Source organism: Kitasatospora sp. MBT66 (assembly GCF_000710405.2).
Classification (GTDB): domain Bacteria; phylum Actinomycetota; class Actinomycetes; order Streptomycetales; family Streptomycetaceae; genus Kitasatospora; species Kitasatospora purpeofusca.
Window position 1 is genome coordinate 117,749 of the sequence record NZ_JAIY01000022.1, and the last position, 23,995, is coordinate 141,743.

The window sequence follows — 23,995 nt, forward strand, 5'->3', positions numbered from 1 at the left end:
AGCGGCGGGCGGCCCCGCCGGAGGCGGCGAGGGCGGAACGGCCGGGGGTCCGGCCGGCGGGGGCGGAGCGCTGCGCCGGGGCGGCGGCAGGAACGAGGCGGGCGCGGTCGACGACGGCGGCCCGGGGGGCTGGGGCGGCGGTGTGGCGCCGTCGGTGCGCTCGCCGGACAGCTCGACGACGGTGGGCTCGATCGGCTGGTCAGCCATCGGAGTCCTCCTCGGTGCGCGGGGCGGAGAAGCGGCGGGCTGCCTCGGCGACCAGCACCAAGAAACTGGTGACGGCGGAGACGGCGAAGAAGCTGAAGAAGACCTGGTCCAGGTCCACGGGTGACCTCCGGTCGGGATCGGGAACGGTGGTGCGGCGGGCGCCGGACCGGACGGGCCGGCCGGGGCGCGGTGAATGGGGCGGGACCCGGGGGCGGGCGACGGGGTGGTGCTGGCCGGACGTCGGGCGGCTAGTCGTCGGCGGGGCGGCGCGGGCCGGAGACGGCCCGGCGGGTCTCGCTCCAGCGGGCGTCGGCGCGGCGGGCGGGGGAGAACGGGGACCAGGTGTCGACCGCGGCCTGCTCGGCGCCGGTGCGGTCGGGGTTGGCGGAGACCCGGGTGATGTTCCGGCCGGGGACCGGCTCGGTGTCGGCGGGCAGGACGGTGGTGGTCTCCAGCTCGGCGTCGGTCGCGGCGTCGGCCTCGGCGATGATCTGCTCGGCGGCGGCGACCAGGTCCATGCCGAACGCCTGCTCCTCGTCGGCGGCGTGGGCGAGCAGCGCGTCGGCGCCGGCCGACAGGACGGCCGTCCAGTTCTCGTCGCCGATCTCGCCGTCCCAGCGGATCGGTTCGGTGCCGGTCAGGCGGGCGATCCGCCGGACGGTGGCGCGGCGGGTCCGCTCGAGGCCGGACGCCTCGTCGACCCAGGCCCAGGTCGACGCCGCGCCGGTGATCCGGGCGACGGTGGCGGCCTGGCGGCGGCCGGTGAGCGTGCGGGTCATGGCGGTACCTCCTGGATCGGTGGAGCAGGGGGACGTGGCTGGTGGTGGGGCCCTGGCGGGCCCGCCGCACCACTCCCGGCGCCGTCCGGGCATGTGCATGCCAGGACGGTTCCGAGAGGCAGGCGGCGGGAGACTGCCGAACTGCGGGAGAAAGGAGAGGAAGAGGAGAGGAAGGGGAGAAGGGCTACTTGCCGGAGCCGGAGCCGCCGGCCTTCGCCGCGTCGCGGCGGGCCTGGTCCTCGCGCATCCGGCGCAGGGCCTCGTCGGCCTGGGAGTTGGACAGGATCACCGGCCGCTCTCCTTCTTCTTGGAGGTGACCGGCGGGTCTCCGGCCGGCTTGCTGCCCTGGCCGCTGCTGCCGCCGTAGGCGCGGGAGAGGTGCGCGGTGATCACTGGGCGCCCCCGTCCTCGGTGTACGGGCCGCCGAAGTTCCGCCGGGTGCTGCTGTCCGGCCGGGTGCTGCTGTCCGGCCGGCTGTAGGGGTCGGCGGAGTTCACCCGGCGCCCGTACCGGTCGGTGCTCGCCTCCGGGAGGGAGACCTGCGCCTCGCGGTGGTCGCGCCGGGCACTCGCCTCGTCGTAGGAGTGCCAGCCGGTGGTCGACATCCCGCTGGTACGGGTCGCCGTCCCGGCCGCCCCGGAACCGCCGGAGCTCGTGCTACTACCGGCACTGCCGGCGCGCTGGGCGGGCTCGGCGATGCCGAGGAAAGCGCGAACGCGTCCCATCACCGACCCCCCGCCCGCGCCTGCTGCGACGCGGCCGCGGCGGCACGGTCGGCGGCGTGCTGCGCCTCCACCCGGGCCTGCTGCTCCTGGATCTGCCGCTGGAGCTCGGCGACATGGTCGGCGGTGCTCACTGCCCCACCGCCTGACCGGCCGACTGGCCCTGCTGGCGGGCGGTGCCGGCGGCGGCCGCGGCCTGGCAGACCTCGCTGATCTGGTCCGGCGTCCGGGCCTGGTGGATCGCGGAGTGGAACTGCTGCGCCCGGTCGGCGATCTGCCGGGCCTGCTCGTCGGTCTGCGCCATGATCAGCACCCCGCCATCTGCGGCCGCAGGCCGTCGATGAACTCGGTGACGGCGTTCTGAACGAACCAGGAGATGTGCGCCCAGCCGGTGCGGCTGGCCTTGGCGAGGTGCTCCTCGGCCTGCCGCCAGACGTCGGCGACGAGCTCCATCACGATGCTCTCGCCGGCGGCCGGGGCGACCGCGGCCAGGTCGTGGATGACGAGCGAGAGCACGCGGCCCTCGTACTGCTCCTGGAGGATGGCGCTGCGGTACTCGCCCACCTGGTCGACGATGCCGTCGGAGGTGAGCTGGCCCGGGTACAGACGAAGGATGTGCTCGGACTGGGTCTTCTGCGAGATGCTGTTCATTGCGGATCACTCCTCTGCGAGTTGGCTCCGAAGTGGCCCCGGTGCGTGGACAAGACGCCCGGGGCCGCGCCCTTTCGGGGCGCAGCGACGTCCCCCGCCCAGAAGCTGCATGTGCAGGTTGGCCGCTGGGAAGAGACTGACACGGCAGGTGACCCACCGTCAAGAGCTGCATGTGCAGGTTTCCTCGACCTGCATGTGCAGCTCTTGCTCTCTCGCGGCTTCATCTGCAAAGGTGAGGTCATGAACGACTCCACGGCAGATCCGCCGGTCCGCAACGCGCCGGACCTGATCGCCACCCTCCTGGCAGCCATCAGCGATGGCGAGCTTCGGCCCGGCGATCAGGTCCCGGGGAACTCCGCCCTGGCGGAGCGGTATGGCGTCCACCGCAACACCGCTTCGAAGGCAGTGAGCCACCTCAAGGCCGCTGGTGTGCTCTCTGGGCCTGCTGGTGGGAAGACCTGGGTGCGCGTCCAGCCGCCGCACACGCGGCGAAGCAACATGCGCTACCACACCGAGAAGGGCCTGGTTCACAAGTCCGAAGAGGAGCGCGCTGCCACTGGCGTGGCCGAGTTGGACAGTGGCCTCAAGCTGGAGAACCTCTACGAGGATCTCGCCGACTACGACGTGATTGGCCCTCCGGCTGACATCGCGTCAATCTTCGAGCTCTCCGAGGGGCAGCAGGTTCTGCGACGGACTCGCCTCCGACGGCACAAGGCCGGCGCCGGATCCAGCGGCTCGGTGAGCTACTTGCCGTACGACCTGGTGAAGCGCAACCCCGACCTGCTCGACGCGAAGCGCGAGCCCTGGCCGGGCGGGACGATGCACCAGCTGTTCACCGTCGACGTTGAGGTCGGACGGATCCGCGACATCGTGACGGCCTCGATGCCCACTCCGGAGGAGTCGGTTGAGTACGACATCCCGCCGGGTGTCCCGGTGCTGCGCATCCGGAAGATTTCCTACTCCACCGAGGAGCAGGCAGTGGAGATCGCGGACATCCCGATCCCGGCTGACCGGGTGGAGCTGATCTACGACACGATGCTGGAAGGGTGGGAGTAGAGGCATGCCGACGATCAGTGTGATCACGCCCGTGTACAACGGCGGGCACGAGTACTTGGCGGAGGCGTACCGCTCGTTGTGCGAGCAGGAACTCCCGGATGGCTGGAACTGGCAGTGGATCGTCCAGGAGGACGGTGAGTCGGGTGCCCCGGCGTCGCTGCTCCCGGAAGACTCGCGGATCTCGGCCGGGGTTGGGCCGCGCGGCGGTGCCGCGATGGCCAGGACCATGGGCTTGACTCGCGTGACTGGTTCCCTGGTCCGGTCCCTGGACGCGGACGACATACTGCCGGTAGGTGCCCTGGCCCGGGCCATCCAGGTGATGACCTCTCATGCAGAACTCGGCTGGTGCGTCGGCAGCTGCCTGGACCTGCTACCCGACGGCACCTTGGCGGCTGGCCCGTGCGATCCGGAGGCAGGACTGCTTCCTCCCGGCATGCTCGCCGACGGTCTGCGGGCGGGTCAGCTCCAGGTCATGGGAACGACCATGACGATTCGTACGGATCTGCTGCGCTCGCTCGGTGGCTGGCCGGCACTCCCAGCTGGGGAAGACGTTGGTGTGCTTCTGGCCGCTGAGGCAGTCTCCCCGGGCTGGATGATTTCCGAGCCGGTCGAGGTCTATCGCAAGCATCCTGGCCAGCTGACCGGTACTTCGGAGTTCCGCGATGCCGCTACGACGGTCGCCCGCCACGAGGCGATCCTGGGTCGTGCCGACGCGCTACACCGCTCCGGTTGGAAGTGGGAACAGCCGATCATGCTCAGCCCGTTCGAGCGGAAGATCGGCGAGTCGCAAGACCCGAAGTGGGACGTCGACCGGCGGGTGGAGATCCACACGGCCGTGAACGCGGTGATCCGGGAGGCCGCTGACATCGTGGGCCGACGCAGCCGTGGAGGCCGGTGGACTCCGCCCGGCGAGATGGTGGAGGGCGGCAGCAATGGGGGCCTGATCAGCGCAGCTCGGGTGTGGGTGCTGGACCGCTTGGACCGTCGGGTTGCCGAGGCCCGCGAGACGCTGAACCGGGTCGAGGGCGAGTGCCTGGACTACACGGGGATCCGCCGACCCAGGGTGGGCGAGTGACGCACATACCGGGTGAACAGGAACCCGTCGTCGGTGAGCAGCGAGGCCAGACGCATCTGCTCGTTGCTGACCGCTGGGCTGTGGGCGATGCGAGGGACTGCCCCTCCGACCAGGAGCGGAGCAACCGTCAGGCAGAGCTCGTCCAGAAGGCCGGCGGCCTGAACCTGACCGAGCAGCTGCGGGCCGCCCTCGCAAAGGATGCGGTGCCACCCGCGGCTGGCGAGGGCTTGGACCGCTGTGTCCAGGTCGACCTGGTCCCGGCCAACAACCACAACATCAGCAGCGTCTTCGATCGCTCGGACCGCCTCGGCGGGCGCGCTCTCAGTCGTGATAACCACAGTGCGTGCGCCGGGCGAGACCGGCGGCGAGGTGAGCAGCGGCGAGTCCGGCCGGAGGTTGTGAAGGCGGGCGCTGACCACGGCGATGGCCGGGGCCGGTTCCTGCCCGGCTTGGACACGCAGGCCGGAGAGGATCGGGTGCACGTCGGCCGGTCCGTAGCCTTCGCTCCGTGCGGTGCCAGCACCGACCAGCACAACGTCGGCAAGCGCTCGCAGGACGCCCAGCAATGCGGCGTCGACTGGCGTGGAGAGTCCGGCCGACCGGCCGTCCACGCTGGAAGCACCGTCGGCCGACGCAACCATGCAGGCTCTCAGCCACGAGCTCCGCTCGGCTACGGCCGGGTACTGGTAGAGCTCCGCGAGCCGGACCTCCAACTGCTCAGCGGGGATCGGCGCGGTACGGCTGGGAACCAGTTGTTGCATACGGCGCAGTCTGCCAGGGCGGGGGTGCAGCGATGACCGGCAGCATCACGGCATGGGTGGGACGGGCCTTGGGGAGTCGGTCAGCCGCCGCCAACGCATTGAAGGGGGACACGCCTTTAACGCAGTAGAGCCCGGTCCCTTGAGGACTAGGCTCAGCACGGTGCTCGCGTAGCAGGCTCAACGAGTCCAGAAACAGCGAAAGCAGCCCAAGATTTGCCGTCTTCGGGGCTGCTCAGCTGCTATCCAGTCGTCCCCGACGGTACCAGGGGTACCCCGACTTCGGCGAGAGACACCCGTCTCTCGCCCGCTCGGGCTACCCCCGGAGTCCGGCCGGTGACGGCGCCCCTTAGAGAGGTAGCGCCCCCGTTGCTCCACCCCGTGCCTTTGCGGCGGAACCGTGTCTCCCCGGCCCGCCCCGCCTGCTCCCGCCCGCCGCTCGGCCGCCCCGCTGCCCTGCCGTCCACTTCGGGCGACCTCTGTCCACAGGCAGCCCCTGACATCACTGGACCCATGCCCCCTCCCCGCACGTTCCCGCCCGCCATCCAGGCCCGACTGCTCCTGGCCGCCTTCGCCGGATCGGCGGGGAGCCGATGAGCACCGAGCAGGGTGGTGAGCAGGAAGCTCACCTTGAGGGTCCGGGTGGGGACGGGCTCTACGGCGCATACCTCCTGGACTGGATCGCCATGTGCGACGACCTCCAGGACGGCGATACCCGCGGCTACTGGACGCTGCGCGCGCTCGTCTACGAGCACCGGGGCGTCATCAACCGGATCCGGGTGCTGACGATGGCGGACATCTGCCAACTGATCCCCGGCCCGAACGGGAAGCCGAGCAGCCTCACCCGGGTCCGGGGGATGCTCAGCCGGCTCTCGACCGTAGGGCTGATGAGCACACCGGAGGGCGGCCCGATCAAGACGTCCTCCCGACCCGGTGCCCTCACCAAGCCCCTGCGCATCAAGATCCACGACAAGCCCTGCAACGGCTACGTGCCTCGCTGGCGAAACGTCGACGAGAAGCTCAAGGCCATCCAGCCTCAGGCCGAGCAGGCCGCCCAGCAGGCAACCGAACAGGCGGCCGCCAAGGCCATGGAGGAGCGGGCCAAGCGCGCGGGTCGGAATTCCGACCCGGAGTCCTCCGAGGTGCCTGCGGGTCGGAATTCCGACCCGGGGAGTCGGAATTCCGACCCGGGGAGTCGGAATTCCGACCCGCAGGCAGCGGCTGACCAGCAGGAACCCGATCCGTTCTTCTTCTCTGGTGCTTCTCCTCTCTCTCTCCTTACGCCTGCCGCAGGCGGCACCGAGGACTCACCCGTCCCAGCGGGAACCGCCACAGACGAGAGAGAGAGTTCGGCTTCGCCTCAGGAACCGACCGGGGACGGTCCGGCGGTGAGCGCGGACCAAGAGCGGTCGGAGCGGGCGGAGACAGTGCTGGCGGCGTACACCACCGCGTCGGGCCGGCCGATGGTGAACGGGACGCGGACTGCGCTGTTGGCCCAGATCGTCGAGCACCTGGAGGCCGGGTATCCGGTGCAGTGGCTGGCGGACCGGGTCCGGGAGATGGCGGAGAAGGGCTGGCTCAACCTGGGCGAGCACGTCGCCCGCTCGAAGGTCCCGGTCGTCGAGCGCAGGCCCGCCAGGCCGGCGGGTCTGCCGCCGGTGGACCCGGACCGCAAGAAGGCGCCGATGCCCGCGCACATCGCGGCACTGCGCGACTCCGTCAGGAACCAGGTACCCGCGGTTCCTGCGGCCCGTCCGGCTCCGGCCCCGTCGGTGCCCTCCGGGGGCCAGGCGGTGGCCGGTAAGGGCATCGGCGCGCTGCTGGCGGACCTGGCCTCACCGAACATCTGACCGCACCACACACGCGGACGGCGGCCGGGGACCCCTGGAAAGGCCCGGCCGCCGCGTGAACCAACCCATTCGAAGGAGAGTTCCCCATGAGCGTACCCACCCCCCAGGCGTCCGAGCCTCACGACTGGAGCGACACCGACGAACCGGACCCGCAGGACGAACCGGCCCCGGAGCCGCCCGCCGTACCCGCCCCGCGGCGCCGCCGGCGGAAGAAGACCGACCCCGTCGACACCCTCGAGGCGGAACACGCCGCGTTCGAGCGGGTTCCGCCCGGAGGACGACCCGAGCACCTGGCCGCAGAACAGGGCGTACTCGGCGGCATGCTGCTGAACAACACCGTCATCGCGGACGTCACCGACGTCCTCCAGCCCGACGACTACTACCGCCCCGCCCACCAGCTCATCCACGACGCGATCCTCGCCGTCGTGGCCGGGCTGAACCCCGCCGACCCGATCACCGTCGCCGACGAGCTCGCCAAGCACGGCCACCTGGTGCGCGTCGGCGGCCCCGGCTACCTGCACACCCTGGTCAACTCCGTCCCCACCGCCGCGAACGCCGAGTACTACGCCCAGATCGTGCGCGAGCAGGCCGTACTGCGCCGCCTGGTGGAGGCCGGCACCCGCATCGTCGGCATGGGATACGCCGGCGAGGGCGAGCTCGACGAGATCCTCGCCGCCGTCGGCGGCGAGATCGCCGAGGTCGTGGAGGGCCGCGGCCAGGCGGATGATTTCGAGCTGCCGGACCGGACCATCGGCGGAACCCTCGACGAGATCGAGGCCGCCGGCAGCCGCCAGGGCGTCTACGGCGTACCGACCGGCTTCGCCGACCTGGACGCCCTCACCCACGGCTGGCAGCCCGGCCAGATCATCATCGTCGCCGCCCGCCCCGGCATCGGAAAGTCCACCCTCGCGCTGGACTTCGCCCGGGCCTGCACCCTCCCCCGCAACAGCGCCGGTCAGCCCGTCGACGGCACCGGCCGCCCCGCCGCGTTCATCAGCCTGGAGATGAGCACCAACGAACTCAACATGCGTGCCCTGTCCGCCGAGGGCCGCGTCAGTCTCGCCCACCTGCGCGCCGGCAACCTCACCGACAACGAGTGGGAACGCCTGGCCCCCGCCGTCGAGCGCTACCGCGCAGCCCAGCTCCACATCAACCAGTCCGCGAAGGGCCTGCCGGAGATCCAGGCCAAGCTGCGCCGCCTCAAGGCCCGCGTCCCCGACCTCGCCCTGGTCGTCATCGACTACATGCAGCTCATCGAGGTCGGCGGCAGGGGGCGCAGCCAGGATGGCCGCCAGCAGGAGGTCTCCGACATCAGCCGCTCCCTCAAACTGCTCGCCAAGGAGTTGCATCTGCCGATCGTTGTGCTCGCCCAGCTCAACCGCGGGCCCGAGCAGCGCAACGACAAACGGCCGATGGTCTCCGACCTGCGCGAGTCGGGCAGCATCGAGCAGGACGCCGACATCGTGATCCTGCTGCACCGCCCCGACGCCTACGAACCGGAGTCCCCGCGCGCCGGTGAGACCGACCTCATCATTGGCAAGCACCGCAACGGGCCCACCACCACGATCTCGGTCGCCGCTCGGCTCCACTACTCCCAGTTCACCGACATGACCCCCGACATGACCTGATCACCGGACGGCCCCGGGAAGGGGCCTGACGGCCCCTCTGGCGGCCCGAACCCCCTCTCCGGCTCCACCGCTTCGTCCGGAGCCAAGATCGGCCGCCAGAAGACGATCTAGAGCCTCGCCCGGGACGGCCGTTCGAATTCTCTTGAGGGTGTCCGGCTCATGGGTGGACCCCCGTCCGCGTGGTGGGTAGACCCCCGTCCGGCCGGTGACCGGACCCCCGGTCAATCAGAGCAGCCCGGAACCACCCTCGCGGGTTAGCAAATCCTTAGATCCAAGCTTAGAAACTGCACTACGATGGGTGGCAGGAGGTACGTCATGACCGAGGGGATCGACCCGATCGACGCGCTGCTCGCGGAGATCGACGAGGAGGAGCTCCCGCCGCCGGCCGAGCGCAAGCGGCTGCGCCTGGCGGCGCGGCTGACCCGGGGCCGGGTGGCCGAGCGGGTCGGGGTGAGGGAGGAGACGATCTGGGCCTGGGAGACCGGGCGGTCGGATCCGCGGCCGCCGCAGCGCGGGGACTACGCCCGGCTGCTGCGGGGCCTGGCCGCCCGCTTTCCCGCGTCCGAGCAACAGCCGGCGGCCGCCGTGGTGCCCGAGGCGTTCGCCGCCGTCCCGGCGGCCGAGCAGCCGGCCCTGGCCGCGCAGGTGGTGATGCTGGACCAGAACCCGGACGGCTCGCTGCTGATGCAGCGGCCCGTGCCGTGTGTGCAGTGCGGGCAGCCGTCGGTCTACCGGGCCCAGGGCCACCCGATGCACCTGGGCGGGTTCTGCCGCCCCGCCCCCGTCGACCAGGCCGCCGCCGGAACGTCCGGCTCCTCGGCTGCTCCGGTCGTGGAGCGGCAGGCCCGGCTGGAGCCGGCCGGAGCGTCGGCGGCCGCGCCGGAGGCGCTCGCCCAGCACCCGAACATCGCCGCCGCCCCGGCCACGCCGACCGCCCCCGCAGCCGGCCCGGCGGCGCCGCGCCGTGCGGCCTCGTCGCGTCCGGCCTCCCCGTCGCGGGCCCGGAAGACGGCGGCGAAGAAGCCGGCCGCCACGGCCGAGGGCCCGGCGGACTGGGAGCAGGCGGCGGCCGCGCGGTTCCCGGCCGGGCCGCTCGCGGTGCTGGACGTCGCCCCGACCGGCCGATCCCTGGTGGCCTACCGCGCCGACGGCACCCAGGCGCCGACCGCGCCGGCCGGCCGCACCCTGGCGTCCGTCGTGGAGTGGGCGCTCGAGGCCAGGCTCGGCTCGCCCCGGCTCCACCGGCACGGCAAGGACGGCGACGCCCTGCTGGTCGTCACCGACGCCGCGCTCGCCGAGCTCGGCCTGCCCCCGCTCGGTCGGGACGAGAAGAAGGAGTTCGTCCAGCGCCTCGGGCAGCTGCCGAAGACCCACAGGGCGGTCAAGGCGCTGGAGAAGGCCGGCTGGCAGCTCACCCGGCGGGGCCTGGGCCCGTGGGCGCGGATCTACCGCACCCCCGAGGACGGCAAGCGCCAGTGCGTCCAGCTGTGCATTCCCGCTTGGGGCGCCCTCGCGACCGGTGGTTGGGCCGTCCCCGAGGGCCTCGCCGCCCCGGACCTGGCCCGCCTGCTCGGCACCTACGCCGCCCGGGTCCTCACCCCGCGCGGCTCCACCGCCGTCTCCGGCCTCGAACTCGTCACCGCGCTGCGCCCGCCCACCCGCGCGGTGCGCACCGACACCGGCTGGACGTCCGGCCCGGTGGAGGGCTCGAGGCCGAAGGAGGCGTTCGATGCGGCGCCGCCGGAGGTGCCGGACGTCCACCCGCTCGCTCAGGACCGCGGCCCGGGGGAGGAGCTGGTGACGGAGGCGTGGGACTGGCACCGCGATCTGACCGACGCGGAGGCGGCGGCGCCGTTCGCGGTGGGCCTCGATGTGAACACGGCGTTCCTCGCGGCCGCCGGCCGCTTGACGCTGCCGCTCTCCGGCCCGGTCCACGAGCTCAACCCCACGTTCGACCCGAAGATCCCCGGGTCGTGGCTGGTCGACCTGTCCGGCCTCGACACGAACCCGCTGCTGCCCTCGCCCTTCAGCGCGGACGGCGAGCGCCCGACCGGGCCGGCCTGGTACTCCACGGTGAAGGTCGCCTACGCCATCGAGCTCGGCGCCCGCCCGCAGCCGCTGGAGGGCTGGCTGCGCCACGAGCACGGTCCGTACCTCGACCCGTGGCACAAGCACCTGCGCCAGGGGTACCTCGACACGATGGCCGCCCTCGGCGTGCCGCTCACCCTCGCCGACACCGACCCCGTCGCCTACCTGGAGAAGATGGCGGCCATCAAGGCGGGCCAGGGCGACCCGGCGGAGCTGGCGGTGCTCACCGCGATCAAGCAGACCGCCAAGGGCACCATCGGCAAGATGCGCGAACGCCCCCGCGGCCACGGCTACAAGCCCGGCGAGCGCTGGGCGGCCCTGGACCGCCCGACCTGGGACCCGCTGATGCGCGCCCTGGTCATCGACACCGCCACCGTCAACCTCCACCGCAAGCTCCGCAGGATGGCCGCCCAGACCGGCCTGCACGCCATCGCGATCCTGTCCGACTGCGCGCTCTTCGCCTCCCCCGGCCCCGGCGCCCTCGACATCCTCACCCGGCCGGACGGCACCCTCACCACCTCGCTCCGCCTCGGCGTCAGCCCGGGCCTGGTGAAGTTCGAGGGCAGCCGGCCGATGCCGGAGATCGCCGAGATGCTCGCCGACGACACGAACCCGGCCCGGCACATCAAGACCGGCGGGGCCGTCTCCGCCGACGAGTAGAACGCACCCGGCCGGGCCCGCACCCGCGCGGGCCCGTCCCGCACCCGCACGACCCGTCAGCAGCGGGCCGCCGACCGGCGGCCCGGACCGGAAAAAGGGGAGGGACCCTGTGCAGGACCTGGAGAAGAATCCGGAGCAGGACCCGCGCGCCGAGCAGCTCGCCGCCGCCCACTGGCGCCACACCAGGCAGAGCCCGGTCGCCTGGAACCGCCTGAAGCCGGACGTCCGGGCCGAGCTCACCGAGCAGGCCGGCGCCTGGCTGCGCGCCGCCGAGCAGGTCGACCTGGTCGCACCGATCGCCGCGCCGAGCGAGGACCACACCGCCCTGTGGCTGGACGAGACGGGCGGCGTGTGGAACGAGGTCCCGACCAGCGACGGCGACGGCGGTGACCTGGTGCTGCCGCTGGTCCACGCCCGTGAGCAGGCGACTTCGCGGGCGGAGCTCGAGGACCGCGGCCACCACTTCATTCTCGTCGGCTGGACCCGCTGAACCCCGGGCCGCCCGGCACCGGCCACCGGCCGCCGGGCGGCCCCCACCACCGTCACCACCACGGAAGGAGACCTGCATGGGGGAGATCGACGAGGGCCTGGAGCGCGCCGAGCGCACCCGCCCCATCCCGGTGCACCTGAACACCCGCGTGCGCTTCCTGTGGGAGAAGGTCGCCAAGGAGGACACCGCCGCCCTCGCCCGCGCGGCCGGCGTCTCGGTCCGTACCGCGCAGCGCTGGGTGCACGCCCTGCGGGCCGCCGACGAGGGCGAGCTGAAGGGCGACATCCCGATGGCCAGGGCGAACGCGGCGAAGGTCGAACAGGCCGTGCGCGCCGCCTGGCAGCCGCGGGTGAAGCAGCGGGTGCGCCGCGACGCGGAGAAGAACGGCTTCACCCTGCACATCCAGGCCGCCTTCGGTTTCAGCGCGGCGGCCGGCTCCACCGACGACCCCCGCCGGCGCCCGATCACCCAGAAGATGCCCGGCTCCGTCGCCCAGCAGCTGTACGCCGCCCGGGACGCCGGAGCCGGCCGGGCCGAGCAGGAGCAGATCCTGGCCGACGCCCTCGGCGAGCACTACTTCCGCCAGGGCGGCCGCGCCCGGCGCCTGGACGTCGAGCTGAACGACATCTCGTGGTTGGACCTGGAGCTGTAGACCGGCTACCGCGAACCGGCAGCCGGACCGGCCCCTGCCCCGCACACCCACCCCGACACCCACGGAGCACCCTCATGGCCGACACCACCGTCGATCCCGCCCGCTTCGACACCCTCACCTGCGACCCCCAGGCGCCCTGCGCGGGGTTCCTCGTCTGCGACGCCTGCTCCGCCCGGGGCGTGACAGCCCCCGCCTTCGCCTGGGCCGCAGTCCGTGCCGGCGACTGCGACCCCGAGGCGCCGTGCGCCGGGTTCCTCACCTGCGACCGGCACCGGCAGACCACCGGCTGACACCCCCGACCACCTCCGCGCCCTCCGTGTCGCCGAAAAACCCTGTCCCGGCCGCTCCCGAGCGGCCGGGACTTTCTATTTGTGCGCCCCGAAAAGAATTCGCCAACGGAATTCGGAGGGGACAGAGCGCCGGCCCCACTGGCTGACCCGGTCGCAGCCCGACCCGCCGACCCGCCCACCGAGGGCCCGCCTCCCCGCACCGGGGAGCCGGGCCCTCTTCGCATGCCCTGGACGAAGGAGACCGTGATGCCGACGCTGCACTACGCCCCCGCCGCCGCCCGCACCCTCACCTGCCTGGAACGGGGCCGACGGGCCGATGCGGTGAAGTTGCGCCGGGTGCGCCGCGCGCTGGAGCGTCTCGCCGCCGACCCGCGCCACCCCGGCCTGCGCACCCACCGCTACCGCGCCCTGCCCGGCCACGGCCACCGCCGCGTCTTCGACTCCTACATCGGGACCGGCGCCGGCGCCTGGCGGATCTACTGGACCTGGGGCCCGGCCGACACCGGCGACCAGGCCCACGGCCGCGAGAACGGCGCGATGCTCACCGTGCTGCTGATCGGCCCGCACCTGTAGCAGCGGTCAGGACCATCACTCGCCCGCTCCGGCGTCGGATGCCGCGCCCGACCGCGGGTCAGGCCGCCGGGCTCTGCGCGGGGGCCGGGCGTGCGGCTTGCTTGAGCTTCATGCTCGCTTCGTGTCGGTTTCCCACCGTGGCCCAGTGCGAGTGGGAGTACAGCTCGGCGCCGACCGTGGCGAACGCGGCCAACTTCTCCTCGGTCGGATCAGCGGCCCAGTCGGCCTCGGCGGTGTACCAGCGGCACTGGAGTTCGAGCAGGTCAGCGGGGAAATCGGTGTCGGACACCGGCCCATCGTAGGTCGCACACCCGTGCGGCCGACGGCACGGCACCGGGCCGGCACAGGTGTCGGGGCGGGGTGCCGGCCGGAGCGGGTTGCCAGGTGCTGCCCCACGGCCCGGCCCGGGGCAGCTACCGTCGACACCACAGGGCCCGGCCCGGTGCCGGGCCCAGCGATCAGGGAGAGGGGTTGGTGGGGATGAGCGCCCAGCCCGCCGAACACGGGCACGGAGGCGGCCGTCTCGGACTGCCGCCGATGGACACGGTCCAGGAACTGCGCGCCGCGCTGCGCGCCGGCCACGGCTTCCCCGGCGACGCCGAGCGCCTGGACGCCGAACTCGCCGAGCAACTGCTGCGCCGGGTGCCGGTCGACCGGCTCGACCAGGTCGACCAGGTCCCCGCCGTCGCGGACCTGGTCGCGGTCGCCGAGATCGTCGCCGCCTACCGCGGCCGCGTGCTGCTCGCCGCCGACCCCGAGACGTCCGACGCCGTCGACCAGGCCGTCGCCGACCTCCTGGCGCGGCAGGGCGCCGAGTGACCGACCAGCACCAGCAGCCGGACCCGGCGGTCGCCGTGGTCACCGACCGCGCCGCCCAGCGCGCCAAGGAGCTCGGCGCCGACCAGGCCCTCGAGGCGCTGCGCGCCGAACTCGAACACCGGCCGCGGCTCGGCCGTCCGATCCGCACCGTCACCGAGGGCGGCCAGCAGGTCGAGCTGTACTCCACCCGGATCGAGGGCGACCCTGTCGAAGGCCGGCCCGCGCTCAACGTCGTGCACGCCTACGCCCCCGCCCCGCCCTGGCCGCCGACCGTACGGATCGCCGCCGTCGTCCCCGAAGACCCGCCGCACCCCGCGCCGTAGAAGCCGGGCCGCGCCCGCTACGCTGCTGCCGGTGCCCGCCGGACCCGAGACGCACAATCCGGGCCATCACCGGCGGGCACCGTCGTCCCGCCGGCGGCCTGGGACAAGGCTGGGACAATCGGCCGCCGGCCTTCGTCAGGGCTCCCGGAACCGGACCAGCGGCGGGTGCTCCACGGCTTCCGGGTCGGCCCGCGGGTCGTAGACGGCGAGCCCGGCCGCCCGCACCCGCTCGGCGATCCGCAGCCACTCCCGGTGGTCCGCCCCGGAGGTGAGCACCGAATGGTCGACGTCCGGGTCCTCCAGCGCCAGGCCCCGGACGTGCTGGAGCTGTTCCAGCGCCTTCTGGGCCGCCCGGTCGATCTCCGGCGGCGTCATCCCGTCCGCGTCCCGGCACACCAGCGCCCGGTGGAAGTGCTCAGTGTCCGGGTGGAGCACCAGACGCTCGTCGGCCGCGCGCAGCCAGCGGGCCGGGACGGTGTGGGTGACCGTGCCGGGGAACGCGATGGCCCGTCCGCTCTCGTCGGTCACGATGCCGGTGATCTCGTACTCCTGGCCCTCGGCGAGGTCGAGGGCCGCGGCCTGCTCGGCGGTCAGGCGCAGCCGGGCGCGGCCGGCCGGGACGTCCCGGCTGACCTGCACCATGTTGGGTTCCTCGCCGAAGCCGGTCACCGTCACCGTGATGCGCCGGCCGCGGACCAGGTGCAGCTGCGTGTTCGCCCGCCACTGCTCGGGCGTGTCTCCCGGACCGCGCAGCGCCTCCGGGAGCCGCTGGGGGATGCTCGCGATGTAGGTCTCGCCGACCACGACGTCCCCGGTACGCATCGTTGTCTCCTCGCCTGTGCCTGTATCCATCGTGCCGGGCCGGCGGCCTTCGGTGCTCCGGAGTCGGCGTGGCTGGGGCACACGAAGCCGGAAGACCGGTGGTCATGACCGCCGAACGGCGCCCCCTGTGGTCACCGCGGCCGGTTGGCCCGTTCGTTGTCGGGCCGGTGAGTTTCACCCGTCGAAACCCACCACCGGGTCACAGCGGTGGCCCGCCGCCCCCGGGCAGGGAGCGACGGGCCACCGGGCCGCACGGCTACGCCTGGAACTCGGCGCTCTTCACGCCGTAGAACGTGGCGTTCGCCGGCCGGTTCTTCTCCAGCTCGTCGGCCAGCTGCGTCCACCCGTCACCGCGCCGCACCACCCCGAGGAACTTCCCCAGCGCCTCCTTGTCGTCCCACAGTTCCTGCGCCGCGCTGATGATCAGCGACTTGAGCCGCTCGTTCTCGCTCACTGCGTTCCCTCCCGGTCGTTGGACAGCCACAGCCCTACCCGTTGGTGATCGCCGGTGAACACGGAGTCAGCGCGGGCTGCGGTCGGCCGCCTCCGGACCGAGCACGCGGGCGGCGGCCCGCGTCCGGGGAAAGGGGGTGCGGCCCGTAGGCTCCTCTACCGTGCCCGACGACATTGCTGTTCCCGACGACCTGGTCGATCTCCAGCTGGCGGCCCGGGCCGCGCAGCGTGCGGCCGCCGAGTTCTCCGCCGCGATCGCGGCCCAGGCGCGCGAGCGGTTCCCCGATCCCGAGCAGTGGCTCGAGCGTCTGTGCTGGCCTGCCGATCCGCCCGCGGGCGGCCTGCAGGACGGGCCCGCCACCTCGCTCTGGCCGCAGGAACTGGTCGAACAGCTGACGAGGCTGCGGGAGGAAGCCGTCGCCGCGCTGCGGCTGGCGGGCGCGCACCCAGCCTTCGACGAAGCCCGCACCGCCGGCAATTTCCCGAAGTTCCTGACCGCCCTGCACAAGCGCATCACCGAGGCCGAAGCGGCCTGACCGGGGCGTGTGCGTCGCGGGCCCGGCTCCGAAGCGGTGCCGGGCCCGCAGGGTGATGCGCCCACCCGCGGGTGGGTGTTACGGGACCTGCACGGCGTCCCGGCCAGCCTCGACGGCGGCGTCCATCGTCGCGGCCAGGGCGGGCAGCTCACGCTCCGGGGCGTTGAGCACCGTGCCGGGCATTGCCGCGGCCGGCGCGCAGAGGGCGACCAGGGCGATCCGCTCGCCCGCCGACAGCTCCGGCAGCCCGTCGGCGAGCACGCTGCCAGTGACGACGCCGGCGCCGAGGTCGTACGCCAGCTCCTCGTCCAGCTGTCCGTCGCCGCCCGGGACGACCTCCCGCCCCGCGGCCTGCTCGACCGCGTCTGCGGCCCGCTCCAGCACCGCGCGGTGCCCGGCCTGCGACTGCCGGGCCGCGAGCTCCCGCACCCACCCCGCCGCCCGCCGGCCCGCCTCGCCCGCCCCGGCGAGCAGCGCGTTCACCGCCCGCTGCTCCTGCCGCTCCCGCTGCTCCTGCTCCTGGTCCTCGGTCTCGTTCTCGGCGGCCACCCGCAGGACGCTCCCGTTCGTCATGGCCGGTGAACCGCCCCGGGCCCCTCCAGGTCACGGCCCTGTTCGTCGCCTGGCCCGGGCAGCGCGGACGGGGCCGGGCGTCGTCCCGGTCCGGGCTCAGTGACAGACTGTCAGCCATGAGTGATCATTCCGGCCGTCCGGCCCGGCGCCCGTTGTGGCAGCCGTTCTCCGAGCCCGCCACCGAACAACCCCTGGCGACCGGCCGGCCCCGGCTGCTCGCCGTCGAGCGGGCCCCGTTCCTGGAGGCCGACGACGCCATTCCCGCGCAGCAGCCGGTGCCCGGCCGCCGCGCGCTCGGCCACGGCGCCCTCGCCGACACCACGGCCGACGACCGCGCCTGACCCGCCGTCGGGGGCAACGCCGGTCCGGACTTCCGCTCACCGGGATCCGAGGATCGCCGCCGCCCCGCGGCCAGTCCTCCTCCCGGCGGCCGCCGGCCGCGTCCGCGCGGGGGAGGAAGGCCTCGCCGCGCGCGACCCTGGCCGTCGCACGACGGGCGCCGCGAGGAGCCCCGCCGCCCTGCCGTTCCACCCCGAGGGGGAACGGTGCAGGTCGTGGGGCTAGCATCCCGATCATGAGTTTCCCCCCGGGGGTTAATGCGGCGAGTGTGGCGTCGGAGCCGATGTTGTTCGGCGGGCCGACGTGCGCGGTGTGCGGGACGGAGCTGGCGTGGGGCGGCAAGGGGCGCCGGCCGAAGTACTGCTCGAAGTCCTGCTCGTCGAAAGCCGACCGAGCCCGGGAGAAGGAGAAGCAGACCCAGGCCCTCGCCGCGGCCACCGAAACGCCCCGGGGTGATACGGCGCTTCCCGAGGGGCTGGCCGACGACCCGTCGGCGGCCGAGCTCCTCGCTCTCGGCGAGGAGCTCGGCCAGCACGACCGACTGCTCCTGCTGCAGTTGGACCGCGCCGCCCGCGACAGCGACGCGGCCCTTGCCCGCCAAGCGGTGGGCGACGTCCTGCACGCCGCCGACCTGCTGATGCGGCGCCACCGGGAGCTGGCCGAGCGCCTCCTCGCCGAGCACCCGACCCAGACTCCGGCGCCGGGACAACCCGCCCCGGCGCCCACCGAAACGCCCCGGGGTGAAACCCGGAGTGCCGACGGGAGTGCCCCGGCGACGGCCGGGACGACGCCGCCCACCGCGCCCGCCCCCCGCCTCGCAGCCGCCGCTCCGGTCCCGGAGGCCGCAGTCGCCGACCGATCGCCCCGGGGCGAAACACCGGCAGGACACGGAGCCGCCCGCACCGCCGAAGCTGTCCTGTCTCGATGAACCCGGCGGAGTCTCGGTGAGCCTGGCCGGTGGTGGACCACTCGTCTCGGTGAAGTTGGCGAAGTTGGCGGACAGGGGCTTCTGCGTCTGACCATCGTGATCGTGTGACAGTTGCTCGGAGTGTTGCCGGTGGGGCGCCGGCGGTGATGCGGGGGTTCGAGGTCGCATATGTCGATCGGGACGGTGGCGAGCACCGTGCGGCGTTGACTGACGCTGCCGGGGTGCGGTTCGAGGACGGACGGCCGGTTCGGTCGTTTCCGTCCTGGCGAGGGCAGCGCAACTATCCCGGGCTGTGGTGGTCTGCGACGTCCGCTCGGCACGTCGGCTACGAGTCGTGGCTGGAGCGCGACCACGCGATGTTGCTGGACTTCGACCGGCAGATCACCGGCTTCGCGTCGCAGCCGTTGTGGCTGTTCTGGCAGGAGGGCGGGAAGCGGAGGTCCCACGCGCCGGACTGGTTCGCCCGCCGTGCCGACGGCTCGGGGCTGGTGGTGGACTGCCGTCCGCTGGACCGGATCAAGCCGCGGGACGCGGAGGCGTTCGCGGCGACGGAGCGGGCCTGCCACGAGGTCGGCTGGTCCTACAAGGTGGCCGGGGCTGTGGAGCCAATCCTGTTGGCCAACGTCCGGTGGTTGGCCGGCTATCGCCATCCCCGGCATGCTGTGAGCCGCTTCGTGGAGCCCCTGCTCGGGGCGTTCGTCCGGCCGACACCGGTACGGCTGGCGGTGGAGCGGGTCGGAGATCCGATTGCGGTGCTGCCGGTGCTGTTCCACCTGTTGTGGTCCGGGGCGCTGGTCGCGGACTTGGCGGTGGTGCTCGGCGAGGCCACGCTGGTCAGCGTGGCCGAGGGGGCCGGGCGGTGACGGGCCTGGCCAGGCCCGGTGTTCTGCGGATGGGCGATCAGGTGCGCTTCGACGGCGGCGAGCACACCGTGGTGGCGATCGAGGGCACGTCGGTGAGGCTGTTGGGCACGGACGGCGCCTCGCGAGCGGTGCTGCTGCCGTTCCTGCTCGCGGACGAGGACTTCGCACTGCTGGGTGCGGACGGGCCGTTGCCGGGCTTGGCCCCGATGGGACTGCTGGAGGCCGCGCCGGCCGAGGCGCTCGCACAGGCACGGTTCTGGGAACGCCATGTCGTCGAGATCGAGACCGGACTGCCGCCGGACTCGCCGCCCGGGACGGTTCCGCGGCCGGGCTACGACCCGGCGACCAGCACGCTGGCGGAGCGTCAGAGAAGGAAGGCCCAGGAACTGGCGGCGGTCGGCCGACCGGTCGGGGAACGCACGCTGCAGCGGATCCGCAGCCGCTACCGCGAGCAGGGCCTGCTCGGCCTGGTCGACCAGCGCTCGATGCGCTCCTCCTCACCGACCGGGCGGACCGATCCGCGGGTGGTCACGGCACTGCTGCAGGCGATCGGCGAGGAGACCGAGGTGTCGACCGGCACCCGGGCGAGGCTGATGCGCCGGGTCCAACAGGCCCTGGCGAACGAGTACGGCGAGGAGGCGGTGCCGCTGCCGTCCCGGGCGGTGTTCTACCGCCTGGTCGACCGGCTCACGACCGGCCGGCACACCTTCGGCGCGGCCACGACCCGCCGGCAGACCGCGAACCGGCCCACCGGTCCGTTCACGCCGAGCGCCGCGGCCCGGCCGGGAGAGCAGGTGCAGATCGACACCACGAAGCTGGACGTCCTGGTGGTGCTCGACGACGGAAGCACCGGGCGCCCGGAGCTGACGATCGCCGTCGACATGGCGACGCGCACGATCTGCGCGGCCGTCCTGCGGCCGGAGAGCACCAAGGCGGTGGACGCCGCTCTGCTACTGGCGCGGATGCTGGTGCCCGAGCCGATGCGGCCGACCTGGCCGAACACCCTGGCCGCGTCGGCGTCCCTGCGGCCGCACGCCCGGCTCCTGCGGATCGACGCCCGGTTCGCGCAGGCGGCGGCCAAACCGGTGATCGTCCCGGAGACCATCACCACCGATCACGGAGCGGTCTACCTCTCGCGGACCTTCACCGATGCCTGTCGGCAGCTGGGCATCTCCGTCCAGCTCGCGCACCCGGGCACACCGACGGACAAGGGCGTGGTCGAGCGGACGTTCTCGTCGATCAACAGCCTGTTCTGTCAGCACGTCGCCAGCTACACCGGCCGGGACGTCAGCCGCCGGGGCACCGACCCAGCCCGCCGGGCGGCTTTCAGCCTGCCCGAGCTCGACGACCTCCTCCAGGAATGGGTGATCGCCGGCTGGCAGTTGCGCCCGCACGAGGCGCTGGCCCACCCCTTCCTGCCGCGCCGGTCGCTGTCGCCGAACGACGCCTACGCGCTGCTGGTCGCATCGAGCGGCTACCTGCCGATGACCCTCGGCCCGACCGACTACATCGAGCTGCTGCCGACGACCTGGCGGACCATCAACGACTACGGGATCCGCATCGACAACCGCACCTACGACGCTCCCGAACTCGTCCCCTACCGGCGCCAGCTCTCCGGGGTCGGCGCACAGCGGGGCCGCTGGGAAGTCCACTTCGATCCGCACGACGTCTCCCACGTCTTCGTACGCGACCACCGCGCTGGCGGCTGGATCACCGCCGAATGGACCCTGCACAAGACGATCGCCCGGCCCTTCTCCGACAGCCTCTGGCGCCAGGCCCGTCGGACGGTCGCCGCCCGCGGGCACGACGACACGGACCAGGCGCAGGTCGCCCGCGCGCTGGACGACCTGCTGCAACGCGCGGGCCGCCGGCCGCACGCGCCGCGACCGGCGGTTCCCGCACCCCGCCTGCCGCAGGTCCGGCTCGCCGGGGCCTTGCCCGCGACCGGCCCCTTCGACGAGGCGGACGTGGACGACGCTCCGCTGGCCGAGGTGATCCCGTTCGGCATCTTCGACCCGTTCAGCGAGGACGACTACCGATGAGCACGGAACAGGAACTCGCGCCCGGCCGGCCCGCCCTGACGACCAAGGAAGGGTGGGCCAGATTCGTCGACTACCTCCCCGCCACGGTCACACTGCTTCGGCCCAAGGAGCTGGCCGCTCTCAACGAGGTCGAACGAGCGCTCTACGACGAAGCACGGATCGAGCACCACACCGAGGTCCTGGTCGCCAAGACCCCCACGATGATGGAGATCATCCGCACCGGCCGCGAACTGACCCTGCTCAACCGGCGGCAGGTCTCCGCCCGGCGCGGGCTGATCGTCACCGGCGAGCCCGGCACCGGCAAGACCACCGCGATCACCCAACTCGGCAAGGCGCACGAACAGCACGTCCGACGCCGCCTTCCGGCGGGAGCGGGCCCCCGGATGCCCGTGGTCTACGTGACGGTGCCGCCCGCCGCCACCCCGAAGATGCTCGCGATGGAGTTCGCCCGCTTCCTCGGCATCCCCCTGGTCGGCAGCCAGAACCAGGCCCAGATCACGAACGCCGTCTGCGAGGTCCTGGCCGAACTGGGCTGCGAGCTGGTGCTGGTGGACGAGATCCACAACCTCAACCTCACGACCCGGGCCGGAGCGGAGGCCTCCGACCAGTTGAAGTACCTGTCCGAGCGCATCACCGCGACGTTCGTCTACGCCGGCATCGACGTCGAGCAGGCCGGCCTGTTCACCGGGACCCGGGGCAAGCAGATCGCCGGACGCTTCGTGAGCGTGGCAGCCAAGCCGTTCACGACCGCCACCGCAGCCCACAAGGCCCAGTGGCAGCAACTGCTGGCCACCATGGAGCAGTCGTTGCGGCTGCACCGGCACCGGCCCGGCACCCTCGTCGGCCAGTCCGATCTCCTGCACCACCGCACCTCCGGCATGATCGGCAGCCTCGCGCACCTGGTGCGGGCCGCCGCGGTCAGGGCCATCCTCTCCGGCACCGAGCGGATCACCGTCCCGATCCTGGAAGACATCCCGCTCGACACCGCCGCGGAAGCGAGTGCCCCACGTCGACGGACGGCCAGAACCGCCGGGACCCGCCAGCGCAAGGCCGCCGGATGAGCGACACGCGAAACGCCCACCAGGCCCCGGCCCGCTCGCTGCCGATCTCCATCCGCCCCTGGGGAGGCGAGTCGCTGACCTCGTTCGTCCGGCGCCTCGCCGCTGCCAACCGCACCCGGGACACGATCCTCTGGAAGACCATCGCCAGACCGGAATCCTCGTCCCTGGGCAGGCACCTTGAGTTCTTCGAAGCCCTGCTCAACCCACCAGCCGCGGAACGCTTGGCAGTGATCAGCGGCCTGCCCCTGGGGCGGCTGTCAGCGGCACTGCCGGCCCTGGGTTGGACCCGCCAGCACGCGCCGGATCTCATGGAGAAGAAGACCCCAGCCGTCCGGTTCCAGGCCGCCATGGGCTACACCCGCCGGGCATGCCCCCACTGCGCGATCCGACGCAACACCGCCCCGCCCCGCCTCCACCTGCCCATCACCCGGGTCATCTGCACCCGCCACCAGCACTGGCAGAGCGTCACCATCAGCGGATCGTGGACGAACGCGAACCAACGGCAGACGTTCCCGCCGCCGGTCGACCTGAGCCCCATCGCCGGCATGGCCGCCGCTCAAAGACGACTGGCCCAGATCCTCCGCCGCTACGGCCCCGACGTTCTGGTCATGAGCGTTCGCGACGCCCGCTCGATCGCCGAGAAGTGGGCCGCAGACCGATGGGCGGAACCAGCCATGGTGCAACGCTGGCAAGCCCGCGCACGAAGACTGGACTGGCCTGCCGAGGCGGAGACGATCACGCAGAACAACGAGCTCGGCGCGATCATCTCGCACCCTGAAGTCGCCACCCTGGCCATCTTCCTGGCACCCATGACCATCGCCCCGGCCGAGTTCTTCTACGCGGAGAACAAGGAGGAAATCCGCGTGCTGATCGACCGGACGAGGGCAGCACTCGGGCTGACACCCCTGGCACCCGCTGACTGCCAGTGGCCATGCAGTGCCCCCCGCAGGCCAGCCGATGCGATCTGGAACCACATCAACCAGGTCCACCTGACGCGAGGACGTCACCGATGGCGCCTACTAAGAAGTGCCATGATCCCTGAGCTCGGCATCCCCGATCCGTCTCATCAGACCTGGCAACCCGCAGCTCGGCATAGTCGCGTCCGCCATGATCAGTGAGACCGGACACCCGCTGCGCCCCGGGGCGAAACTGGGGTCCCGGCGCCGGGCCCCGGTGCCGGGCCGCGCGACCGGTCCGGGCCGGCGGCGGAGGCCGGGGGGCTCCGGGGCGTGGGCGGCCGGCGCCTGGCCCAGCAGACCGCCCCCGCCCCCGCCCCCGGGTCCGCCGGGCATGGGCCCGCGGCCGGGCCGACGGGCCGGGAGGAGCGGACGGTGTCGGTGCCGCGCGACCCGCTGCTGCGCGGCCTGCCCCGCGGCATGGACGTCCGCATCCCGCTCGACCCCGTCGTCTTCGGCGACCACTGGGCGCTCGCAGGCTGGACGGTCCAGCCCGACGTCCTGCTCGTCCTCGGCGAGGGCCACCAGGTCGGCTGGGTCGAGCGGGGCCTCGACGGCACCGACGCCTGGGTCGCGGTCTGCGAGGGCTACTTCATCGGCGACCCGGTCACCCTGGAAGCACGCCTGCACGCCACCCCGGAGCGCGCCGCCCGCACCGTCCACCAGGTCTACCTCCAGAACCTCTGACGCGACCCGGCCCGACCCACCGGCACAGGCCACAGCCACCCACCCGCACCACCCACCGCCCGAGGTTTCGCCCCTCCCCCGACAGCGGGGCGAAACCAGGACGGTCCGTCAGCC

Annotated in this window: 30 protein-coding genes and 1 pseudogene; 19 read left to right on the forward strand and 12 right to left on the reverse strand. The window is 72.9% G+C overall.

The annotated features are described in order from the left end of the window. From BI06_RS53025 to BI06_RS43765, 7 genes and pseudogenes are all read right to left on the reverse strand, one after another. Positions 1–207, reverse strand: a pseudogene (locus BI06_RS53025) (serine/arginine repetitive matrix protein 1); the annotation flags it as partial. Continuing rightward, the gene (locus tag BI06_RS54980) at positions 200–325 is read right to left on the reverse strand and encodes a hypothetical protein (protein WP_255360328.1); all 126 of its coding nucleotides are present in this window, start codon (positions 323–325) and stop codon (positions 200–202) included. The gene BI06_RS54980 and the pseudogene BI06_RS53025, both read right to left, overlap by 8 nt. Positions 326–455: 130 nt before the next feature. Beyond that, the gene (locus BI06_RS43750) at positions 456–986 is read right to left on the reverse strand and encodes a hypothetical protein (RefSeq protein WP_043478284.1); all 531 of its coding nucleotides are present in this window, start codon (positions 984–986) and stop codon (positions 456–458) included. A gap of 389 nt (positions 987–1,375) precedes the next feature. After that, a complete protein-coding gene (locus BI06_RS50060) occupies positions 1,376–1,711 on the reverse strand; it encodes a hypothetical protein (protein ID WP_149030683.1) in 336 nt (111 codons plus the stop codon). Beyond that, on the reverse strand, positions 1,711–1,842 hold the full coding sequence (locus BI06_RS54985; RefSeq protein WP_255360329.1) for a hypothetical protein: 132 nt from the start codon (positions 1,840–1,842) through the stop codon (positions 1,711–1,713). The genes BI06_RS50060 and BI06_RS54985 overlap by 1 nt, the downstream gene beginning before the upstream one ends. Continuing rightward, complete coding sequence (locus BI06_RS52100; RefSeq protein ID WP_158516548.1) at positions 1,839–2,012, reverse strand: hypothetical protein; 174 nt, start codon at positions 2,010–2,012, stop codon at positions 1,839–1,841. The genes BI06_RS54985 and BI06_RS52100 overlap by 4 nt, the downstream gene beginning before the upstream one ends. 2 nt (positions 2,013–2,014) lie before the next feature. Next, positions 2,015–2,359 carry a hypothetical protein gene (locus BI06_RS43765; RefSeq protein WP_043478293.1) on the reverse strand — a complete coding sequence of 115 codons (345 nt, stop codon included), beginning with the start codon at positions 2,357–2,359 and terminating at the stop codon, positions 2,015–2,017. Positions 2,360–2,599: 240 nt separating this feature from the next. On the opposite strand from BI06_RS43765, the gene BI06_RS43770 reads away from it, so the two are divergent. Both BI06_RS43770 and BI06_RS43775 read left to right on the forward strand, forming a co-directional pair. Beyond that, on the forward strand, positions 2,600–3,415 hold the full coding sequence (locus BI06_RS43770) for a GntR family transcriptional regulator (protein WP_051743034.1): 816 nt from the start codon (positions 2,600–2,602) through the stop codon (positions 3,413–3,415). A gap of 4 nt (positions 3,416–3,419) precedes the next feature. After that, positions 3,420–4,490 (forward strand): glycosyltransferase, encoded by a 1,071-nt coding sequence (locus BI06_RS43775; protein ID WP_063795150.1) that lies wholly within the window; start codon positions 3,420–3,422, stop codon positions 4,488–4,490. Here the strand turns inward: BI06_RS43775 and BI06_RS43780 are convergent. Beyond that, complete coding sequence (locus tag BI06_RS43780) at positions 4,454–5,251, reverse strand: pyrimidine reductase family protein (RefSeq protein WP_043478296.1); 798 nt, start codon at positions 5,249–5,251, stop codon at positions 4,454–4,456. The two genes, BI06_RS43775 and BI06_RS43780, sit on opposite strands and share 37 nt — an antisense overlap. Before the next feature lie 590 nt (positions 5,252–5,841). On the opposite strand from BI06_RS43780, the gene BI06_RS43785 reads away from it, so the two are divergent. The 7 genes from BI06_RS43785 to BI06_RS50065 all read left to right on the forward strand — a co-directional run bounded on the left by BI06_RS43785 (position 5,842) and on the right by BI06_RS50065 (position 13,479). Then, complete coding sequence (locus tag BI06_RS43785; RefSeq protein ID WP_043478299.1) at positions 5,842–7,098, forward strand: hypothetical protein; 1,257 nt, start codon at positions 5,842–5,844, stop codon at positions 7,096–7,098. A gap of 86 nt (positions 7,099–7,184) precedes the next feature. Continuing rightward, entirely contained in the window at positions 7,185–8,726 is a 1,542-nt protein-coding gene (gene dnaB / locus BI06_RS43790) for a replicative DNA helicase (protein ID WP_043478302.1), read from the forward strand. Positions 8,727–9,041: 315 nt separating this feature from the next. Beyond that, the gene (locus BI06_RS43795) at positions 9,042–11,474 is read left to right on the forward strand and encodes a helix-turn-helix transcriptional regulator (protein WP_043478305.1); all 2,433 of its coding nucleotides are present in this window, start codon (positions 9,042–9,044) and stop codon (positions 11,472–11,474) included. 109 nt (positions 11,475–11,583) lie between these two features. After that, on the forward strand, positions 11,584–11,964 hold the full coding sequence (locus BI06_RS43800) for a hypothetical protein (RefSeq protein ID WP_043478308.1): 381 nt from the start codon (positions 11,584–11,586) through the stop codon (positions 11,962–11,964). Positions 11,965–12,040: 76 nt separating this feature from the next. After that, on the forward strand, positions 12,041–12,616 hold the full coding sequence (locus BI06_RS43805; protein ID WP_043478311.1) for a hypothetical protein: 576 nt from the start codon (positions 12,041–12,043) through the stop codon (positions 12,614–12,616). A gap of 74 nt (positions 12,617–12,690) precedes the next feature. Continuing rightward, positions 12,691–12,906: a hypothetical protein gene (locus BI06_RS43810; RefSeq protein WP_043478314.1), complete on the forward strand. Its 216-nt coding sequence runs from the start codon at positions 12,691–12,693 to the stop codon at positions 12,904–12,906. Between the two features lie 222 nt (positions 12,907–13,128). Continuing rightward, positions 13,129–13,479 carry a hypothetical protein gene (locus tag BI06_RS50065; RefSeq protein ID WP_149030684.1) on the forward strand — a complete coding sequence of 117 codons (351 nt, stop codon included), beginning with the start codon at positions 13,129–13,131 and terminating at the stop codon, positions 13,477–13,479. Between the two features lie 58 nt (positions 13,480–13,537). Here BI06_RS50065 and BI06_RS43820 read toward each other — a convergent pair whose 3' ends face one another. Next, on the reverse strand, positions 13,538–13,768 hold the full coding sequence (locus BI06_RS43820; RefSeq protein WP_043478319.1) for a hypothetical protein: 231 nt from the start codon (positions 13,766–13,768) through the stop codon (positions 13,538–13,540). Positions 13,769–13,959: 191 nt separating this feature from the next. Between BI06_RS43820 and BI06_RS43825 the strand changes: the two genes are divergently transcribed. Continuing rightward, entirely contained in the window at positions 13,960–14,298 is a 339-nt protein-coding gene (locus tag BI06_RS43825) for a hypothetical protein (protein WP_051743029.1), read from the forward strand. Then, positions 14,295–14,621 (forward strand): hypothetical protein, encoded by a 327-nt coding sequence (locus tag BI06_RS43830; RefSeq protein ID WP_043478322.1) that lies wholly within the window; start codon positions 14,295–14,297, stop codon positions 14,619–14,621. The genes BI06_RS43825 and BI06_RS43830 overlap by 4 nt, the downstream gene beginning before the upstream one ends. Positions 14,622–14,756: 135 nt before the next feature. On the opposite strand, the gene BI06_RS43835 is transcribed toward BI06_RS43830, so the two are convergent. Continuing rightward, positions 14,757–15,443 (reverse strand): hypothetical protein, encoded by a 687-nt coding sequence (locus BI06_RS43835; protein WP_043478325.1) that lies wholly within the window; start codon positions 15,441–15,443, stop codon positions 14,757–14,759. Positions 15,444–15,699: 256 nt separating this feature from the next. After that, positions 15,700–15,897, reverse strand: coding sequence for a hypothetical protein (locus BI06_RS43840; protein WP_043478193.1), 198 nt, complete (start codon positions 15,895–15,897; stop codon positions 15,700–15,702). A 160-nt stretch (positions 15,898–16,057) separates the two neighbouring features. Here BI06_RS43840 and BI06_RS43845 point away from each other — a divergent pair, with 160 nt between their 5' ends. Beyond that, a complete protein-coding gene (locus tag BI06_RS43845; RefSeq protein WP_043478328.1) occupies positions 16,058–16,432 on the forward strand; it encodes a hypothetical protein in 375 nt (124 codons plus the stop codon). A gap of 78 nt (positions 16,433–16,510) precedes the next feature. On the opposite strand, the gene BI06_RS43850 is transcribed toward BI06_RS43845, so the two are convergent. Then, positions 16,511–17,005 (reverse strand): hypothetical protein, encoded by a 495-nt coding sequence (locus BI06_RS43850; protein ID WP_051743030.1) that lies wholly within the window; start codon positions 17,003–17,005, stop codon positions 16,511–16,513. Between the two features lie 116 nt (positions 17,006–17,121). Between BI06_RS43850 and BI06_RS43855 the strand changes: the two genes are divergently transcribed. From BI06_RS43855 to BI06_RS43885, 7 genes are all read left to right on the forward strand, one after another. Continuing rightward, positions 17,122–17,346 carry a hypothetical protein gene (locus BI06_RS43855; protein ID WP_149030685.1) on the forward strand — a complete coding sequence of 75 codons (225 nt, stop codon included), beginning with the start codon at positions 17,122–17,124 and terminating at the stop codon, positions 17,344–17,346. A gap of 233 nt (positions 17,347–17,579) precedes the next feature. Beyond that, complete coding sequence (locus BI06_RS43860) at positions 17,580–18,272, forward strand: hypothetical protein (protein ID WP_149030686.1); 693 nt, start codon at positions 17,580–17,582, stop codon at positions 18,270–18,272. Between the two features lie 146 nt (positions 18,273–18,418). Continuing rightward, positions 18,419–19,135: a TnsA-like heteromeric transposase endonuclease subunit gene (locus BI06_RS43865; RefSeq protein WP_043478340.1), complete on the forward strand. Its 717-nt coding sequence runs from the start codon at positions 18,419–18,421 to the stop codon at positions 19,133–19,135. A 29-nt stretch (positions 19,136–19,164) separates the two neighbouring features. Further along, positions 19,165–21,177, forward strand: a complete 2,013-nt coding sequence (locus BI06_RS43870) for a Mu transposase C-terminal domain-containing protein (RefSeq protein WP_051743031.1) — start codon at positions 19,165–19,167, stop codon at positions 21,175–21,177. After that, complete coding sequence (locus tag BI06_RS43875) at positions 21,174–22,238, forward strand: ATP-binding protein (protein ID WP_043478343.1); 1,065 nt, start codon at positions 21,174–21,176, stop codon at positions 22,236–22,238. The genes BI06_RS43870 and BI06_RS43875 overlap by 4 nt, the downstream gene beginning before the upstream one ends. Continuing rightward, positions 22,235–23,356: a TniQ family protein gene (locus tag BI06_RS43880; RefSeq protein ID WP_043478346.1), complete on the forward strand. Its 1,122-nt coding sequence runs from the start codon at positions 22,235–22,237 to the stop codon at positions 23,354–23,356. Before BI06_RS43875 ends, BI06_RS43880 begins: the two co-directional genes overlap by 4 nt. Before the next feature lie 213 nt (positions 23,357–23,569). After that, positions 23,570–23,881, forward strand: a complete 312-nt coding sequence (locus BI06_RS43885; RefSeq protein ID WP_149030687.1) for a hypothetical protein — start codon at positions 23,570–23,572, stop codon at positions 23,879–23,881. Positions 23,882–23,995: the final 114 nt, after the last annotated feature.

What these genes read in the sequence shown, in the direction of transcription:
- BI06_RS43750 (WP_043478284.1), bottom strand. Translation starts at nt 986, where the DNA reads ATGACCCGCACGCTCACCGGCCGCCGCCAGGCCGCCACCGTCGCCCGG.
- BI06_RS50060 (WP_149030683.1), bottom strand. Translation starts at nt 1,711, where the DNA reads ATGGGACGCGTTCGCGCTTTCCTCGGCATCGCCGAGCCCGCCCAGCGC.
- BI06_RS52100 (WP_158516548.1), bottom strand. Translation starts at nt 2,012, where the DNA reads ATGGCGCAGACCGACGAGCAGGCCCGGCAGATCGCCGACCGGGCGCAG.
- BI06_RS43765 (WP_043478293.1), bottom strand. Translation starts at nt 2,359, where the DNA reads ATGAACAGCATCTCGCAGAAGACCCAGTCCGAGCACATCCTTCGTCTG.
- BI06_RS43770 (WP_051743034.1), top strand. Translation starts at nt 2,600, where the DNA reads ATGAACGACTCCACGGCAGATCCGCCGGTCCGCAACGCGCCGGACCTG.
- BI06_RS43775 (WP_063795150.1), top strand. Translation starts at nt 3,420, where the DNA reads ATGCCGACGATCAGTGTGATCACGCCCGTGTACAACGGCGGGCACGAG.
- BI06_RS43780 (WP_043478296.1), bottom strand. Translation starts at nt 5,251, where the DNA reads ATGCAACAACTGGTTCCCAGCCGTACCGCGCCGATCCCCGCTGAGCAG.
- BI06_RS43785 (WP_043478299.1), top strand. Translation starts at nt 5,842, where the DNA reads ATGAGCACCGAGCAGGGTGGTGAGCAGGAAGCTCACCTTGAGGGTCCG.
- dnaB (WP_043478302.1), top strand. Translation starts at nt 7,185, where the DNA reads ATGAGCGTACCCACCCCCCAGGCGTCCGAGCCTCACGACTGGAGCGAC.
- BI06_RS43795 (WP_043478305.1), top strand. Translation starts at nt 9,042, where the DNA reads ATGACCGAGGGGATCGACCCGATCGACGCGCTGCTCGCGGAGATCGAC.
- BI06_RS43805 (WP_043478311.1), top strand. Translation starts at nt 12,041, where the DNA reads ATGGGGGAGATCGACGAGGGCCTGGAGCGCGCCGAGCGCACCCGCCCC.
- BI06_RS43810 (WP_043478314.1), top strand. Translation starts at nt 12,691, where the DNA reads ATGGCCGACACCACCGTCGATCCCGCCCGCTTCGACACCCTCACCTGC.
- BI06_RS50065 (WP_149030684.1), top strand. Translation starts at nt 13,129, where the DNA reads ATGCCCTGGACGAAGGAGACCGTGATGCCGACGCTGCACTACGCCCCC.
- BI06_RS43825 (WP_051743029.1), top strand. Translation starts at nt 13,960, where the DNA reads ATGAGCGCCCAGCCCGCCGAACACGGGCACGGAGGCGGCCGTCTCGGA.
- BI06_RS43835 (WP_043478325.1), bottom strand. Translation starts at nt 15,443, where the DNA reads ATGCGTACCGGGGACGTCGTGGTCGGCGAGACCTACATCGCGAGCATC.
- BI06_RS43850 (WP_051743030.1), bottom strand. Translation starts at nt 17,005, where the DNA reads ATGACGAACGGGAGCGTCCTGCGGGTGGCCGCCGAGAACGAGACCGAG.
- BI06_RS43855 (WP_149030685.1), top strand. Translation starts at nt 17,122, where the DNA reads ATGAGTGATCATTCCGGCCGTCCGGCCCGGCGCCCGTTGTGGCAGCCG.
- BI06_RS43860 (WP_149030686.1), top strand. Translation starts at nt 17,580, where the DNA reads ATGAGTTTCCCCCCGGGGGTTAATGCGGCGAGTGTGGCGTCGGAGCCG.
- BI06_RS43865 (WP_043478340.1), top strand. Translation starts at nt 18,419, where the DNA reads ATGCGGGGGTTCGAGGTCGCATATGTCGATCGGGACGGTGGCGAGCAC.
- BI06_RS43870 (WP_051743031.1), top strand. Translation starts at nt 19,165, where the DNA reads ATGGGCGATCAGGTGCGCTTCGACGGCGGCGAGCACACCGTGGTGGCG.
- BI06_RS43875 (WP_043478343.1), top strand. Translation starts at nt 21,174, where the DNA reads ATGAGCACGGAACAGGAACTCGCGCCCGGCCGGCCCGCCCTGACGACC.
- BI06_RS43880 (WP_043478346.1), top strand. Translation starts at nt 22,235, where the DNA reads ATGAGCGACACGCGAAACGCCCACCAGGCCCCGGCCCGCTCGCTGCCG.